Below are 14,011 nucleotides of genomic sequence, written 5' to 3' on the forward strand. Positions count from 1 at the left end.
TCCGCTTTTCTCAAAGCGGCCTTTCAGTTGCTTCAGCAGGGAGACCGTCAAAGTTTTCGAGATTTTCGGGGTTTCAGCCATCAGCTCAGGGATTCATGGGGACGCTCACCGTTATATTCAGCCAGCTCTCAGTGATTTCCCGGGATTCATGACACCTTCAGGTTGCATAATCACATCCTCACGCTCCCGAACGAGAGCATTTTTTATTTATGTAGTAGGGTATCTGGTTTTTTATCGTAGTGAATGCTTCCCGCTGTCAGGCTGTTTTTTTCACATCTGCTACGACGGGAGAACACAGTGACCTGGAAAACAACAGCCGAACAAAACGCCATCATCGAGTGGAAGGGCAATCATCTCGTTGTGAATGCCTTTGCCGGTACAGGTAAAACCTCCACGTTAGTGAACTACGCTGAAGCCAACCCGGAAAGTAAGATGCTTTACCTCGCCTATAATCGCGCTGTGCGGGATGAGGCTGAACGCAAATTCCCCTATAACGTAGAGTGTAAAACGTCGCATCAGCTTGCATGGGCCCGTTTCGGCAAGCATTTCCGTGACCGGCTGACAGCCAGTCTGCGCATTACGGATGTGGCCAGAAAGCTCAATACCCGCCACTGGCCGCTGGCGCGGCTGGCGCTCAGCGGGCTGAACATGTTCCTCTGCAGTGCTGACCCCGAGCCGGGGCTGATACATCTGCCGTCTGAGGATGATCTCCACGGTCTCGATGCAGTTAAAATTCTGGGGGCAATCCAAATCCTCTGGTATGAAATGAGCCGTACTGATTCAGTCTTTCCCGTCACGCACGACACCTACCTTAAACTGTTCCAGCTCTCTCATCCTGACCTGTCAAAATGCTGGGACACCATCCTCTTCGACGAGGCACAGGACGCCAATCCGGTGACCAGTGCATTTGTACTGAATCAGCCCTGCCGGGTCATTCTGGTTGGCGACCGTTACCAGCAGATTTACCGGTTTCGCGGGGCAGATAATGCACTCAGCGCTCCGCAGCTGGCGCAGGCTGACAGATTGTGGCTGACAGCGAGTTTTCGTTTTGGCCCTGAGGTCGCGCGGATGGCCAACATCCTGCTTGAACGTGCCGGAGAGGAAAAGCGCGTGACAGGTAACGGGGGGCAGGATGCTGTCGTCAGCAGCCTTCCGGCAGGGGCTGAACATATTGCTGTACTGAGCCGGACGGTATCCGGGGTGATCGGCAGCGCCTTAACTGCGAGCCTCATGGAGAAAAATGTCTTCTGGGTCGGAGGGATTGAAGGCTACAAAACGGAGGAGCTGGAAGACCTGTACTGGTTCTCCGCCGATATGCCTGAAAAGATGCAGTCCCCGCGCCTCAGCCGGGACTACCGGGATTTTGATGAATACTGCTCAATAGCAAAAGCCACACAGGACGTGGAGATGAACCAGGCCATTCGTCTGCTCGATGACTTTTTCCCACTACCGCAAAAGCTGGCCATCATGCGCCGTCAGGTGGTAACCCATGAGAAAGACGCTCAGGTCACGGTTTCAACCGCACACCGCAGCAAAGGGCTGGAATGGCCTGTGGTCGTGCTGAGTGAGGATTTTACCGACATTACCGACCCGCTTCTTTCGCAGGATGACCGGCAGGATGAGACTAACCTGCTGTACGTGGCTGTCACCCGGGCCAGAAAAACACTTGTGCTTAACGAGCTGTTGCGCTGGCTCAGCGAGGCCGGCGAGGACGATGATGATAACGGCAGCGAAGCCGGTGAGGGCGATGATGAAAACGATGCCGTTATGCTCGGCGACACGGGAGAAACTTACGGGACTGAATAACTGGTTTTTTATGGTGCGGAGCAGGGAGGGTCATAATACTGAGCAGCCCTGTACCAGGAGAACATCATGCTCAGCAGAATCCGGACCCTGAGGTCTCTGTTTTCAAAAGGTGAACCAGAAGCAGTACATCCTATATCCACAGTCAAGCCCGTCGGCTACCACGCCCCGCGTGGGGCCGGTATGCTGTGCGCAACCCCGCTACGAAAAACCTGCCTGCAGCAAATATGGGAGAACTGCTCTCTGCCCGCAGACCTGTATCAGCGACTCTATTTAGCGCCCCTTAATGGTTTATTAGCCAGGGTACAGAATGTGCCGGCCGCGCAGCAGGGAAGGTGGTCGCAGTCAGACGGCTTCGGCGACCTTACGCTGCAGTTCACGACCTGTGCGGTCAGGCTGGCAAAAGGGTACATGTTCCCCCCCGGCGCGGCACCGGAAGAGCAGGCAGAGCAAAACGTGATGTGGAATGCGGTGATTTTCTGGTCGGCGCTGTTCTGGCACCTGCCTCTTCTTGCGACTCTGGAGGGGGAGTTGCTTGACGGTAAAGGCTGGCTTCCGGGAATGACCGTTCCGGATTCGCCTTATCGTTTTCGGTTTAGGGAGGCAGAGAACGCATCAGCATTTGCGGCCCTTGCCGCCGGACAACTTATGCCGGCAGAGGCGACGGGCTGGCTGGCAGAGAATCCCGAGGCACTGGGCAACCTTGCCGGCGCGCTCTGGAATCAGCATCCGGGCATGCCATTGATACGAAGCCTGATGAAGCAGGCCGCTGAAAAGGTGGAATCGCCTTCGCAGGAGATATCAGGGGCACATGAGACAGTCAGTACCCTCGCAGAGCCGGCCCTTTCCATTCTACAAACGCCGCCTGATCAAGAGACTGAATTACAACCTTCATCAGATGTAACACCCAAAACTGCATCGCCCGAAATCTCAGATATGCAGGTTACTCAGCTTGCATCTTCTATCACACCTGTCTCAATGGTCGATGGCTTCAATCCGGTCAGCAATGAGAAGGCAGGTGGGGTTACGGAATGTGATCCTGGCGATAAAGAGGAAGCTGATACAGAGATGCTACTGAGTCTTTTCAGTGCAACCGAAATGACTGAAGTGACCGGGGCCAAAGCGGGTGAAGAAGATTCCTCCGCCAGTACTAAAGCAGATGATGGGGCAGAGTTATTATCTCTTAATGAACTGCCTCTCGAAACTGATAAGCATCAGATAAATCAGACAGTAGCGGAAGACTCTTTCCCTGAGCAAAGTGTTGAGGATAACATCCCGTCACACAGCGTTAACATTGACGTAAAAAAAACACTAAAAAAAGAACAGGCTGGAACTGACTTCCTCAGGTGGCTTTCTGAAGGGCTTAAGAGCAAGCAAATCGACATTAATCAGCCTGATTCCAGGGCGCATGCCGTCGCAGGATTCATCTTTCTCAGGGTGCCGGACATATTTTATCTTTACATCAGAGAAAGCGGGACAGAGCTGAGCAGGGATTCCATACAGCTGGAATTTGAGAAGCTGCATATTCACAGAGTGCGGCGGGGCGAGCGTTTTAATAAGGCAAAACTTTACCACTCGCCTGATAAAGCAGGCACGTTTAAACCTGTAAGTGGGTATCTCGTCAAGACTACACACCTTTTCAGAGGGGCATCTTCCCCTGAAGACAGCGGGCTTCTGTCTTTCCTTTAAAGGAGGGGCAGTCCATGAGGGCCCTTACGGGCAGCTTGATATAGAAAAAGGAAATGCTGTATGTCTGACAAAAACCATCATACGACATGGGAAGAATTGCTTGAGGAGTACTTCTTCGCCAGAAACCTGCGCGCTGCAACAGAATGGAGCTATACGAAGGTTGTGAAGGGGTTCCGGAAATTCACGGGTGCTGACAAAACCCCATTAATGGTTACTCATCATGAAGTACTAAGATGGCGGCGATATGTACTCAGAGAAAAGCAACAATCTGCGCAAACCTGGAACAACAAAATTGCACATCTCAGGGCCCTCTATAACTATGCGATGGAAAGCGGTTTATTGCCTGAGGGCAGAAATCCTTTCAACAATTGTACCGTACAGCGCGACAGAAAGAAAAAGCGCACGTTAAACCGCTCTCAGTTAACCCGACTTTATCTGATAATGCAGCAGGCTGAAATTGAGTCAAACAGGAAAATTTTTGCACGTGGCGGGCGGAGTGCGCTTTACCCGGTCTGGTTCTGGATAACCGTTCTGGATACGCTCAGATATACGGGAATGAGGCAAAATCAACTGCTGCATATTCAGCTCAGGGACGTCAATCTGACAGAAGGCTATATAGATCTGCGCCTTGAGGGGAGTAAAACGCACAGGGAATGGCGCGTTCCCGTTGTCAAACAGCTGCGTTTGCGGCTACAGCTTCTCCTCACACGGGCAACAGAAGCCGGAGCCGGGCCAAAAGATAATCTTTTCGATGTCAGTTTTTATATTGCCGGGAGAAAGGCGAAGTTCGAAAGAAACGATGTGAGTGTGATGCATCAAAAGATCCGCTCATTCTTTCGCCGTCTGTCAAAGGAGTGCGGTTTTGCCGTTTCGCCGCACCGTTTCAGACACACTCTTGCTACGGAACTGATGAAAGCACCTGAAAGGAATCTTCAACTGGTTAAAGATTTACTTGGTCATCGTAGTGTCAGTACAACAATGGAATATGTGGAACTCAAGATGGATATTGTGGGAAAAACACTGGAAGAAGAATTGTCGTTACACACAGATCTCTGTGTAGAAAGGGAATTACAACTATTGACACAAAACTGATTGACTGGGATTATTGCCAGTGATCGAGAGAAGGGAGCCTGCGCGAACAGGCTCCCTCACTTGAGAGACTGATTCAGAAACGTTAACCAGTGCAGATACGCCTACACCGGAGGACATTCCGTAATGACCGGCCCCTGTATTAACCGCCCGTTAAGGTTCTCATCTCTTAACCAGCGTGCTTTGATGCAAAATTAGTGGTGCCCGGACTCGGAATCGAACCAAGGACACGGGGATTTTCAATCCCCTGCTCTACCGACTGAGCTATCCGGGCAACGGGGCGCATTAAACCGTAAAGGCCGTCCTTCGTCAACGGCTTTGTCACAAAAATCCGTTAAAACCCGTTTGAGTGACTGCTTTTCACCCAGCCTGGCAAAATATTGCTCAGGTGAGTGCGCCATTCTTACGGCATAGCGCAAAATTCAGCACATCTTCTGCAAGCAGGCGTGCAATCTCCACTTCCTGCACCTTACGCTTTACCAGCAGGCGGCTCAGGCATCCTTCGAGGATCAGTTCCATCTGATGGGCGACCAGCGTGGGATTATCCGTTTGTAGCTCACTCAGCAGATCGTGCGTGTACTGCCAGGATGCGCGCTTTTGCTGGTCAGCGACCTGATGAATAGGGTGTTCGGGCTGGGGATAAAAGCTACACGCGGCGATAAACAGGCAGCCGGGATAACGGTTATTGTTTACGGCTTCGGCCAGCATTTCATAGCGGGCCAGCAGCTTTTGCTCGGGTTTGAGCGTCTCATCCAGCAGCAGTTTGCGCCGCCAGGTATCAACCTGCTGGCTGTGATATCGCAGGGCGTCATACAGTAATGCCTCACGGTCCGGCCAGAAACGTTTGATATCCTGCTCCTGACACGCCACGGCTTCTGCCATCATGGCAAAGGAAGTGGTGGGGGCCAGGCCATTTTGCTCGAGTACACTCAGTGCATGCTCGAGTACCTGTTCACGTTGCAAGTGACTCTCCTCTTGTATGCATTTTTCCGGCTTCAGCCGGAAATCATTTCCCAGTGTCGTTTACTGCGTCAGTTTCTGCAAATGCTGCTGGAATGCCGGGGCATCCATATAGCCCGCAATGCGGGAATGCGGGATCTCATGGCCGTTGGCATCAAAAAACAGGATAGTCGGCAGGCCGCGTACCTGTAGATGCTCAAGCAGCTCACGCTCTTTGGGGCTGTTAGCCGTGACGTCGGCCTGAAGCAGCTGTAATGCGCTCAGCCGGGTCTGCACCTGTGCATCGCGGAAAGTGTATTTCTCGAACTCTTTACAGGCAACGCACCAGTCGGCATAGAGGTCGAGCATAGTGATGCGCCCGTTAGCCTGCTGTAAAGACGCGTCGAGATCCTTTACATCATCAAGCTGCGTGAAGCTGAGATGCGCGGCCGTCTGAGGGGCAGTACCAGGCCCGAACGCCCAGTCCTGCAAGGGGCGGGCGACGATCAGCGCCGCCGCCAGCATCGCGATTTGTCCCACTCTCAGCCAGCCATGCGAAGATTTCAGGCTGATAAATGCCCAGGCAAAGAACGCAACGCCCAGCCCGCTCCACAGTCGTAGTCCCCAGGCGTCGCCGACGATGCGTTCGAGCAGAAAAACCGGCAGGGCGAGAATAACGAAGCCAAAACCCTCTTTAACGGTCTGCATCCAGATACCGCTCTTAGGCAGCAGGCGGTTACCAAACAGCGTTACGGCAATCAGCGGCAGCCCCATGCCGAGCGCATAGAGATAGAGCGTCCCGGCACCGGCCAGCATATTGCCGCTCTGGGCGATATAAAGCAGGATCGCGCTGAGCGGCGCGGTGGTGCAGGGAGAGCAAATCAGCCCTGCCAGCGCGCCCATCAAAAAGACGCCGGGCAGCGAGCCGCCCTGCTGACGGTTACTCCACAGGCTCAGACGCGTCTGCACCGATGCGGGAACTTGCAGGGTAAACAGGCCAAACATCGACAGGGCCAGCAGGGTGAACAGCACCGCCAGAGCCATCAGTACGATCGGTGACTGCAACGCAGCCTGAAAGCGCAATCCCGCTGCGGCGACGATGACGCCCATCACCGTGTAGGTCAGCGCCATACCCTGTACGTAGGCCACGGCCAGCGCAAACAGGCGCAGCAGGGAGTACCGACGACTGCCGCCGAGGATGATCCCGGAGATAAGGGGATACATCGGCAGTACGCAGGGGGTAAACGCCACGCCAATGCCGATAAGTAGCGCCCACAGGGCGGAGAAAGGCAACGCGCTGGCACCAGCAGGTGAAGAAGGATGTGCAGCAGCATTAGCGGTAACGTGTACCGCATCAGCAGGCGAAGAGGGATCCGCCATACCGTTAGCGTTAGCGTTAACGTTTTTCGTATCCGCAGGTGAAGAGGCAATCGCAGACGTCTTTAGCGGCGCACTGGATGCCTGCGAGGCTGAGGCAGAGCCGCTGCCAGCAGCCAGCACGGGATTCAGGGGAACGGTACGCGTCTCCGGCGGATAACAGAATCCTGCCGCCGCACATCCCTGGTAGGTGACGGTAATCGTGGCGCCCTTATCGGCCCGCAGCAGCTGTAGCGGTAGAGTAAGGTTCTCGGGGTAGATCTCGGTTTTACCGTAGAACTCATCCTCATGCGCTTTTCCTGCTGGCAGTACCCAGTCGCTGAGGGTCGCGCCATGTGCAGTAATGCTGATCTGCTGACGATAGAGATAGTATCCGGGCTTAATCTGCCAGCTAAGGGTTAACGTGTTTGCCTGCTGAGAGAAATCAAAGCTAAACGCCTGATTAACCGTGCCAAAAGGCGTTTTAGCCGGACTGCTGAACAGCGACGCGTTAGCGACCGGGCTAAGCAGGATCGTTAACAGCAAAAAGAGTAATGTGGTAATACGCTGGGCCATAGGATGAAACCGCTCTTTCCATGTTTAATTAAATAACAACCGGCGTCCGGGCGTGGTTGTGGGCGCACGTTGGGTAATCCGTATACGGATGCAGCGCACTATATCATGACGTCGGGTCAGGAACATTTTCAGGATGTAACGCAGTTAAGCGGGAAAAAAGAGAGGGCCAGAAAGTTCCGGCCCTGAAAGGCGCTACAAAAACAGATGGCCGAAGATAAAGCCAAACAGTACGGAAAGGCAGATAGCCAGCGTACCTGGGATGATAAAGGAGTGATTAAAAACGAATTTTCCAATGCGCGTGGAGCCGGTATCGTCCATTTCCACCGCAGCCAGCAGCGTGGGATAGGTGGGCAGAATAAACAGGGCCGACACGGCCGCAAAGGATGCCACGGCGGTTACGGGGGAGACCCCCAGCAGCAGCGCCGCAGGCATCAGCGCCTTGGTTGTGGCGGCCTGTGAATAAAGCAGCGTGGAAGCAAAAAAGAGGATCACCGCCAGCATCCAGGGGAACTCAACCAGCAGATCGCCAGCGACCTGTTGAATCTCTGACAGATGCGCCTTAACAAAGGTATCGCCCAGCCACGCCACGCCCATCACGCAAATACAGGCGCTCATGCCGGACTTAAAGGTGCTGGCAGAGAGAATACGCGTTGCATCCACCTTGCAGGTCAGACAGATTAACGCGCCCGTGGTCAGCATAAAGATGACGATGGCCTCATTGCGCGGTAATACCGGATTGGCGATCAGCCCGACGGTATCGCTAATGGCGGTCGCATAGAGCACCACGGCGATAATACCGACGATAAACAGCAGCACGGAAAGTTTCGCGCCTGGCTTTTCCTCCAGCACGCTGGCCCCGCGCTGGCTCACTTCGCCTTTTGCCAGGCGCTCCTGGTATACGGGATCGTCCTTAAGCTCTTTGCCGAGAAAGTTAGTCACTAACGCCGCCAGGAAAATGGCGATCATCGTCGAGGGAACAGCCACGGACAGCAAGCCCAGATAGCTGATGCCGACAGGTTCCAGTATCCCGGCCAGAAATACCACGGCGGCCGAAATGGGTGAGGCGGTAATGGCTATCTGCGAAGCGACGACGGCTATCGACAGCGGGCGGGAAGGGCGTACGCCCTGCTCTTTCGCCACTTCCGCAATAACCGGCAGGGTTGAGAACGCGGTATGTCCCGTGCCTGCCAGCATAGTCATAAACCAGGTCACCAGCGGCGCGAGAAAGGTGATGTAACGGGGATGCCTGCGCAACAGCCGTTCGGCCAGGCTCACCAGGTAATCCATGCCCCCGGCCACCTGCATTGCCGCAATCGCGGCAATCACGCCCATAATAATTTCAATTACATCAAAGGGAATGGCACCGGGCCGGATGTGGAATCCCAGCGTAAGAACCAACATCCCCACGCCGCCCGCCAGGCCGATACCAGGCCCGCCGAGGCGTGCGCCCAGATAAATCGCCATCAGGACGACAATTAACTCCGGCACGATCATGAACTACTCCTCATTTTCATCGGTATAGCGTTTCGCTTTGTATGCCGGGAACATCAGGTTCTGGGTGGAAAAAATATCATCCAGCTCTGCCTCGGTCAGCAGGCCGCGCTCCAGCACCACCTCGCGCACGCTTTTACCCGTTTCAGCACAAATTTTGCCAACAATGTCGCCGTTATGGTGACCAATGTAGGGATTCAGGTAGGTAACAATACCGATGGAATTAAACACGTAGGCTTCGCATACGGCTTTATTGGCCGTTATGCCGTTAACGCATTTCTCCAGCAGGTTTGAACAGGCGTTAGTCAGGATATGCACAGACTCAAACATCGCCTGCCCGATGACCGGTTCCATTACATTCAGCTGCAGCTGGCCCGCTTCTGCCGCCATCGTCACGGTCATATCGTTGCCAATCACCTTAAAGCACACCTGATTAACCACCTCGGGCACCACTGGATTCACCTTGGCTGGCATGATCGATGAGCCTGCCTGCAATTCGGGCAGGTTGATTTCATTCAGGCCTGCACGGGGTCCGGAGGAGAGCAGGCGCAAATCGTTACAGATCTTGGAGAGCTTAACGGCCAGGCGCTTCAGCGCACTGTGCACCATCACGTAGGCGCCACAGTCGGAGGTGGCTTCAATCAAATCCTCTGCCGGAATGCAGGACAGACCGCTGATTTCGGCCAGCTTTTGCACCGCCAGCTGCTGGTAACCTTCCGGGGTGTTTAATCGCGTACCGATTGCCGTGGCGCCCAGGTTAACCTCCAGCAGCAGTTCGGCGGTGCGCAGAATGCTTTTGATCTCTTCATTCAGCAGCACGTTAAAGGCGTGAAACTCCTGCCCGAGCGTCATTGGCACGGCGTCCTGTAGCTGGGTGCGCCCCATTTTGAGGATGGTATTAAACTCAGTGGCCTTGCGCTCAAAGCCTGCGCTGAGCTGACCGAGTGCCTCCAGCAGCGTCAGAATGGAGGTATAAACCGCAATGCGAAAACCGGTGGGGTAGGCGTCGTTAGTTGACTGGCATTTATTGACGTGGTCGTTGGGATTAAGGAACTGGTACTCGCCCTTTTGGTGGCCCATCAGCTCAAGCCCGATATTCGCCAGAACTTCGTTCGTGTTCATATTAACTGAAGTGCCTGCGCCGCCCTGATAGACGTCAACCGGGAACTGATCCAGGCATTTGCCATTGATGAGCACTTCATCACAAGCCTGAATAATCCTGTTCGCAATGTCACGAGGCAGGGTTTTCAGCTCTTTATTCGCCATCGCGGCTGCTTTCTTGACCATGACCATACCGCGCACAAACTCAGGAATATCACTAATTTTACTGTTACTGATGTAAAAGTTTTCTATCGCCCGCAGAGTATGAATGCCGTAATAAGCTTCCGCCGGCACTTCGCGCATACCTAACAGGTCTTCTTCGATACGAATCTTATCAGCCATGTGAACCTTCTTAACGTTGTGCGCACCTTTCAAATGCGTGATTTTCAGGTAGTTACCCATTCAATCATCATGATTGTCTGGCTGGGAACTCTTAGGGCAATATTTTATCCGTTTGCCCAGGGCGGAGCACGATCATATTCTGTTGGTGTGTGAAAGCCTGAACGCAGATCAAAAGAAACACGTTAATTTTCAACTGAGTCAGACGCAATGTGAGCTGTATCGCATATCGTCCCTAACCCTTAACCGGGTGCGGTACGGTTGAAAAGGTCGCGTACAGCCCCCATTACATTGAACTACGATCGTTACGATCTCTATTTTGCCGTCGCGCAGTATGCGGGGCGGCCCTGACTAACAGGAGACTGCGGTGCGCTGGTTACCGTTTTTAATATTATTTGTTCTCGCCTGGATTGAGATAAGCATTTTCATACAGGTGGCACACGTGCTGGGCGTACTGCTGACGCTGGTGCTGGTGGTATTCAGCTCGCTGATTGGTATCTCGCTGGTTAAAAATCAGGGGATGAAAAACATTGTCCTGATGCAGCAGAAGCTTCAGATGGGTGAAAGCCCGGCGGCGGAGATGATCAAAAGCGTCTCGCTGATCCTGGCGGGTTTTTTACTGCTGCTGCCCGGTTTTTTCACCGATTTCCTGGGATTACTGCTGCTGCTGCCGCCGGTGCAGAAGCGTCTTACGCTTAAGCTGATGCCTCATCTGCGGGTGTGGCGGGGGCAGGGCGGGGCGAACGACAGCGGCGTGACCGTTGACGGCGAGTATGAGCGTAAGGGATCTACGCTTATCGAACACGATCGCGGTGACGGTGACCGTCGCAAATGAGGTGCAAGGCGGGAAACCGCCTTTCTCTTAGGGATCTTACGGTTACAAATTGTGCAATCGTTACGCAAAAGCAAAATTTTTATTTTTTTCCCCTTGAAAGCCCCTCCGCGCGTCCCTATCTCTTCCGTCACGAGGCCGGTGCCACTTAAGCCCGGCTTTCATCCCAAAAAAGACTGATTGGACTTCTCAAAGGAGAGCTATCAATGAAAATTCGTCCTCTGCACGACCGTGTTATCGTCAAGCGTAAAGAAGTGGAATCTAAATCAGCGGGCGGCATTGTGCTGACCGGCTCCGCGGCGGGTAAATCGACCCGTGGCGAAGTGCTTGCTGTCGGTAATGGCCGACTCCTTGACAACGGCGACGTAAAAGCGCTCGACGTGAAAGTGGGTGATGTCGTCATTTTTAATGAAGGCTACGGCGCCAAAACGGAAAAAATCGACAACGAAGACGTGCTGATCATCTCTGAAAGCGACATTCTGGCGATTGTTGAAGCGTAATTTTCCGCGAACCTCACTGAACGAAACGAATTTAAGGGATATTTAAGATGGCAGCTAAAGACGTAAAATTCGGTAATGACGCACGCGTAAAAATGCTCCGTGGCGTGAACGTACTGGCAGATGCAGTAAAAGTTACCCTGGGCCCGAAAGGCCGTAACGTGGTTCTGGATAAATCTTTTGGTGCACCGACCATCACTAAAGATGGTGTTTCTGTCGCACGTGAAATCGAACTGGAAGACAAGTTCGAAAACATGGGCGCGCAGATGGTGAAAGAAGTCGCTTCTAAAGCCAATGACGCTGCGGGCGACGGCACCACAACGGCAACTGTACTGGCTCAGTCTATCGTTAACGAAGGTCTGAAAGCCGTTGCTGCGGGCATGAACCCGATGGATCTGAAGCGCGGTATCGACAAAGCCGTTATCGCCGCCGTTGCTGAACTGAAAAACCTTTCCGTACCCTGCGCCGATTCTAAAGCGATCGCTCAGGTAGGGACTATCTCCGCTAACTCTGATGAAACCGTTGGTGAGCTGATTGCTCAGGCTATGGCGAAAGTCGGCAACGATGGCGTGATCACCGTTGAAGAAGGTACTGGCCTGGAAGACGAGCTGGTTGTCGTGGAAGGGATGCAGTTCGACCGCGGCTACCTCTCTCCTTACTTCATCAACAAGCCAGAAACGGGCGCTGTTGAGCTGGAATCACCTTACATCCTGCTGGCTGATAAGAAGATCTCTAACATCCGCGAAATGCTGCCCGTGCTGGAAGCCGTTGCTAAAGCCGGTAAGCCACTGCTGATTATCGCTGAAGATGTTGAAGGTGAAGCACTGGCAACGCTGGTGGTTAACACCATGCGCGGCATCGTTAAAGTTGCTGCGGTGAAAGCGCCTGGCTTCGGCGATCGTCGTAAAGCAATGCTGCAGGATATTGCCGTGCTGACCGGTGGTACCGTTATCTCCGAAGAGATTGGTATGGAACTGGAAAAAGCGGCGCTGGAAGACCTGGGTCAGGCGAAACGCGTTGTGATCAACAAAGATACCACCACCATCATTGATGGCGTGGGTGAAAGAGAGAGCATCGATCGTCGCGCTGACCAGATTCGTCAGCAGAGCGAAGAAGCGACCTCTGATTACGATCGTGAGAAACTGCAGGAGCGTATCGCTAAACTGGCAGGCGGCGTAGCCGTACTGAAAGTGGGCGCAGCGACTGAAGTTGAAATGAAAGAGAAAAAAGCCCGCGTTGAAGATGCCCTGAACGCCACTCGCGCAGCGGTAGAAGAAGGTGTGGTTGCCGGCGGTGGCGTTGCGCTGGTTCGCGTTGCTGCGATGCTGGCTGGCCTGACCGGTCAGAACGAAGACCAGAACGTAGGTATCAAGGTTGCTCTGCGCGCCATGGAATCTCCGCTGCGTCAGATCGTCTCTAACGCCGGTGAAGAGCCATCCGTGGTGGCTAACATGGTTAAAGCAGGCGAAGGTAACTACGGTTACAACGCGCAGACCGAAGAGTACGGCAACATGATCGACTTCGGTATTCTGGATCCAACCAAAGTGACCCGTTCTGCGCTGCAGTACGCGGCCTCAGTTGCTGGCCTGATGATCACCACCGAATGCATGGTGACCGACCTGCCTAAAGGTGACGCGCCTGATTTAGGTGCTGGCGGCGGCATGGGTGGTATGGGCGGCATGGGCGGAATGATGTAATTCCCCCTCCGTTTGAAAAGAAACCCTCTGTCTCTGACAGGGGGTTTTTCTTTTGTGAGGGAAAATAGTAAAGTCATTGGCACCAGAACTAATCCGAACAACGGTTTATGGGTTGTTGGACAACGGGTGATCAAGAGCTTCAGCCGGTTTCACGGTATGCTCTGGAAAGACTCTGATGATAATAATGGGGATTAAAATGCGGATTAATGTCTTGCTGGGACTCTCTGTCGCGGCAGTGCTGCTGACAGGCTGTAGCAGTTCACACCAGCTGAGTGCTGGAGGTGAACGTGTCACCTTCACCGACCAACAGCCCGCGAGCGGATGCCAGCTACTGGGCAACCTGACGGGCTCACAGAGCAACTGGCTGAGCGGTGCAGGCGGCGAGAGCAGCTCCCTGCGCGGCGCGGCAAATGATTTACGCAATCGTGCAGCAGCAATGGGCGGCAACGTTATTTATGGTGCCACCAGCCCAACGCAGAACATCTGGTCCAGCTTTGCGCCTCTGGACAGCAAAATGACCGGTCAGGTTTATAAGTGCCCCTGAATTAGCCCTGGCACCACATCGTCGAAGGGAGGATAGCTCTATCGCCTCCCATACTTTG

At 53.7% G+C, this 14,011-nt stretch carries 11 protein-coding genes and 1 tRNA gene; 7 read left to right on the plus strand and 5 right to left on the minus strand.

What is annotated here, in order from left to right; translation table 11 throughout:
• Positions 1-297 precede the first annotated feature (297 nt).
• The 3 genes from AAGR22_RS02510 (at position 298) to AAGR22_RS02520 (ending at position 4,584) form a co-directional block, all read left to right on the plus strand.
• Positions 298-1,806: a UvrD-helicase domain-containing protein gene (locus AAGR22_RS02510; RefSeq protein ID WP_345830081.1), complete on the plus strand. Its 1,509-nt coding sequence runs from the start codon at positions 298-300 to the stop codon at positions 1,804-1,806.
• 180 nt (positions 1,807-1,986) lie between these two features.
• Complete coding sequence (locus AAGR22_RS02515; protein ID WP_345830083.1) at positions 1,987-3,492, plus strand: TraI domain-containing protein; 1,506 nt, start codon at positions 1,987-1,989, stop codon at positions 3,490-3,492.
• Positions 3,493-3,552: 60 nt separating this feature from the next.
• Positions 3,553-4,584 (plus strand): site-specific integrase, encoded by a 1,032-nt coding sequence (locus AAGR22_RS02520; protein ID WP_345830085.1) that lies wholly within the window; start codon positions 3,553-3,555, stop codon positions 4,582-4,584.
• A 195-nt stretch (positions 4,585-4,779) separates the two neighbouring features.
• On the opposite strand, the gene AAGR22_RS02525 is transcribed toward AAGR22_RS02520, so the two are convergent.
• The 5 genes from AAGR22_RS02525 to aspA form a co-directional block, all read right to left on the minus strand.
• Positions 4,780-4,855 (minus strand) — tRNA-Phe (locus AAGR22_RS02525).
• Between the two features lie 110 nt (positions 4,856-4,965).
• Positions 4,966-5,544 carry a transcriptional regulator gene (locus AAGR22_RS02530; RefSeq protein ID WP_067704289.1) on the minus strand — a complete coding sequence of 193 codons (579 nt, stop codon included), beginning with the start codon at positions 5,542-5,544 and terminating at the stop codon, positions 4,966-4,968.
• 60 nt (positions 5,545-5,604) lie between these two features.
• Positions 5,605-7,452, minus strand: a complete 1,848-nt coding sequence (locus AAGR22_RS02535; protein ID WP_345830088.1) for a protein-disulfide reductase DsbD — start codon at positions 7,450-7,452, stop codon at positions 5,605-5,607.
• A 192-nt stretch (positions 7,453-7,644) separates the two neighbouring features.
• Positions 7,645-8,946, minus strand: a complete 1,302-nt coding sequence (locus tag AAGR22_RS02540) for an anaerobic C4-dicarboxylate transporter (protein WP_345830090.1) — start codon at positions 8,944-8,946, stop codon at positions 7,645-7,647.
• A gap of 3 nt (positions 8,947-8,949) precedes the next feature.
• The gene (gene aspA, locus AAGR22_RS02545) at positions 8,950-10,386 is read right to left on the minus strand and encodes an aspartate ammonia-lyase (protein ID WP_345830092.1); all 1,437 of its coding nucleotides are present in this window, start codon (positions 10,384-10,386) and stop codon (positions 8,950-8,952) included.
• A 364-nt stretch (positions 10,387-10,750) separates the two neighbouring features.
• On the opposite strand from aspA, the gene AAGR22_RS02550 reads away from it, so the two are divergent.
• From AAGR22_RS02550 to AAGR22_RS02565, 4 genes are all read left to right on the plus strand, one after another.
• On the plus strand, positions 10,751-11,218 hold the full coding sequence (locus tag AAGR22_RS02550; protein ID WP_345830094.1) for an FxsA family protein: 468 nt from the start codon (positions 10,751-10,753) through the stop codon (positions 11,216-11,218).
• A gap of 203 nt (positions 11,219-11,421) precedes the next feature.
• Positions 11,422-11,715, plus strand: a complete 294-nt coding sequence (locus AAGR22_RS02555) for a co-chaperone GroES (protein ID WP_067704283.1) — start codon at positions 11,422-11,424, stop codon at positions 11,713-11,715.
• A 47-nt stretch (positions 11,716-11,762) separates the two neighbouring features.
• Positions 11,763-13,409 (plus strand): chaperonin GroEL, encoded by a 1,647-nt coding sequence (groL, locus tag AAGR22_RS02560; protein WP_345830096.1) that lies wholly within the window; start codon positions 11,763-11,765, stop codon positions 13,407-13,409.
• A 196-nt stretch (positions 13,410-13,605) separates the two neighbouring features.
• The gene (locus AAGR22_RS02565) at positions 13,606-13,953 is read left to right on the plus strand and encodes a DUF4156 domain-containing protein (protein ID WP_345830098.1); all 348 of its coding nucleotides are present in this window, start codon (positions 13,606-13,608) and stop codon (positions 13,951-13,953) included.
• Positions 13,954-14,011 lie beyond the last annotated feature (58 nt).

It is taken from the genome of Erwinia sp. HDF1-3R, assembly GCF_039621855.1.
In the GTDB taxonomy this organism is placed as follows: domain Bacteria; phylum Pseudomonadota; class Gammaproteobacteria; order Enterobacterales; family Enterobacteriaceae; genus Erwinia.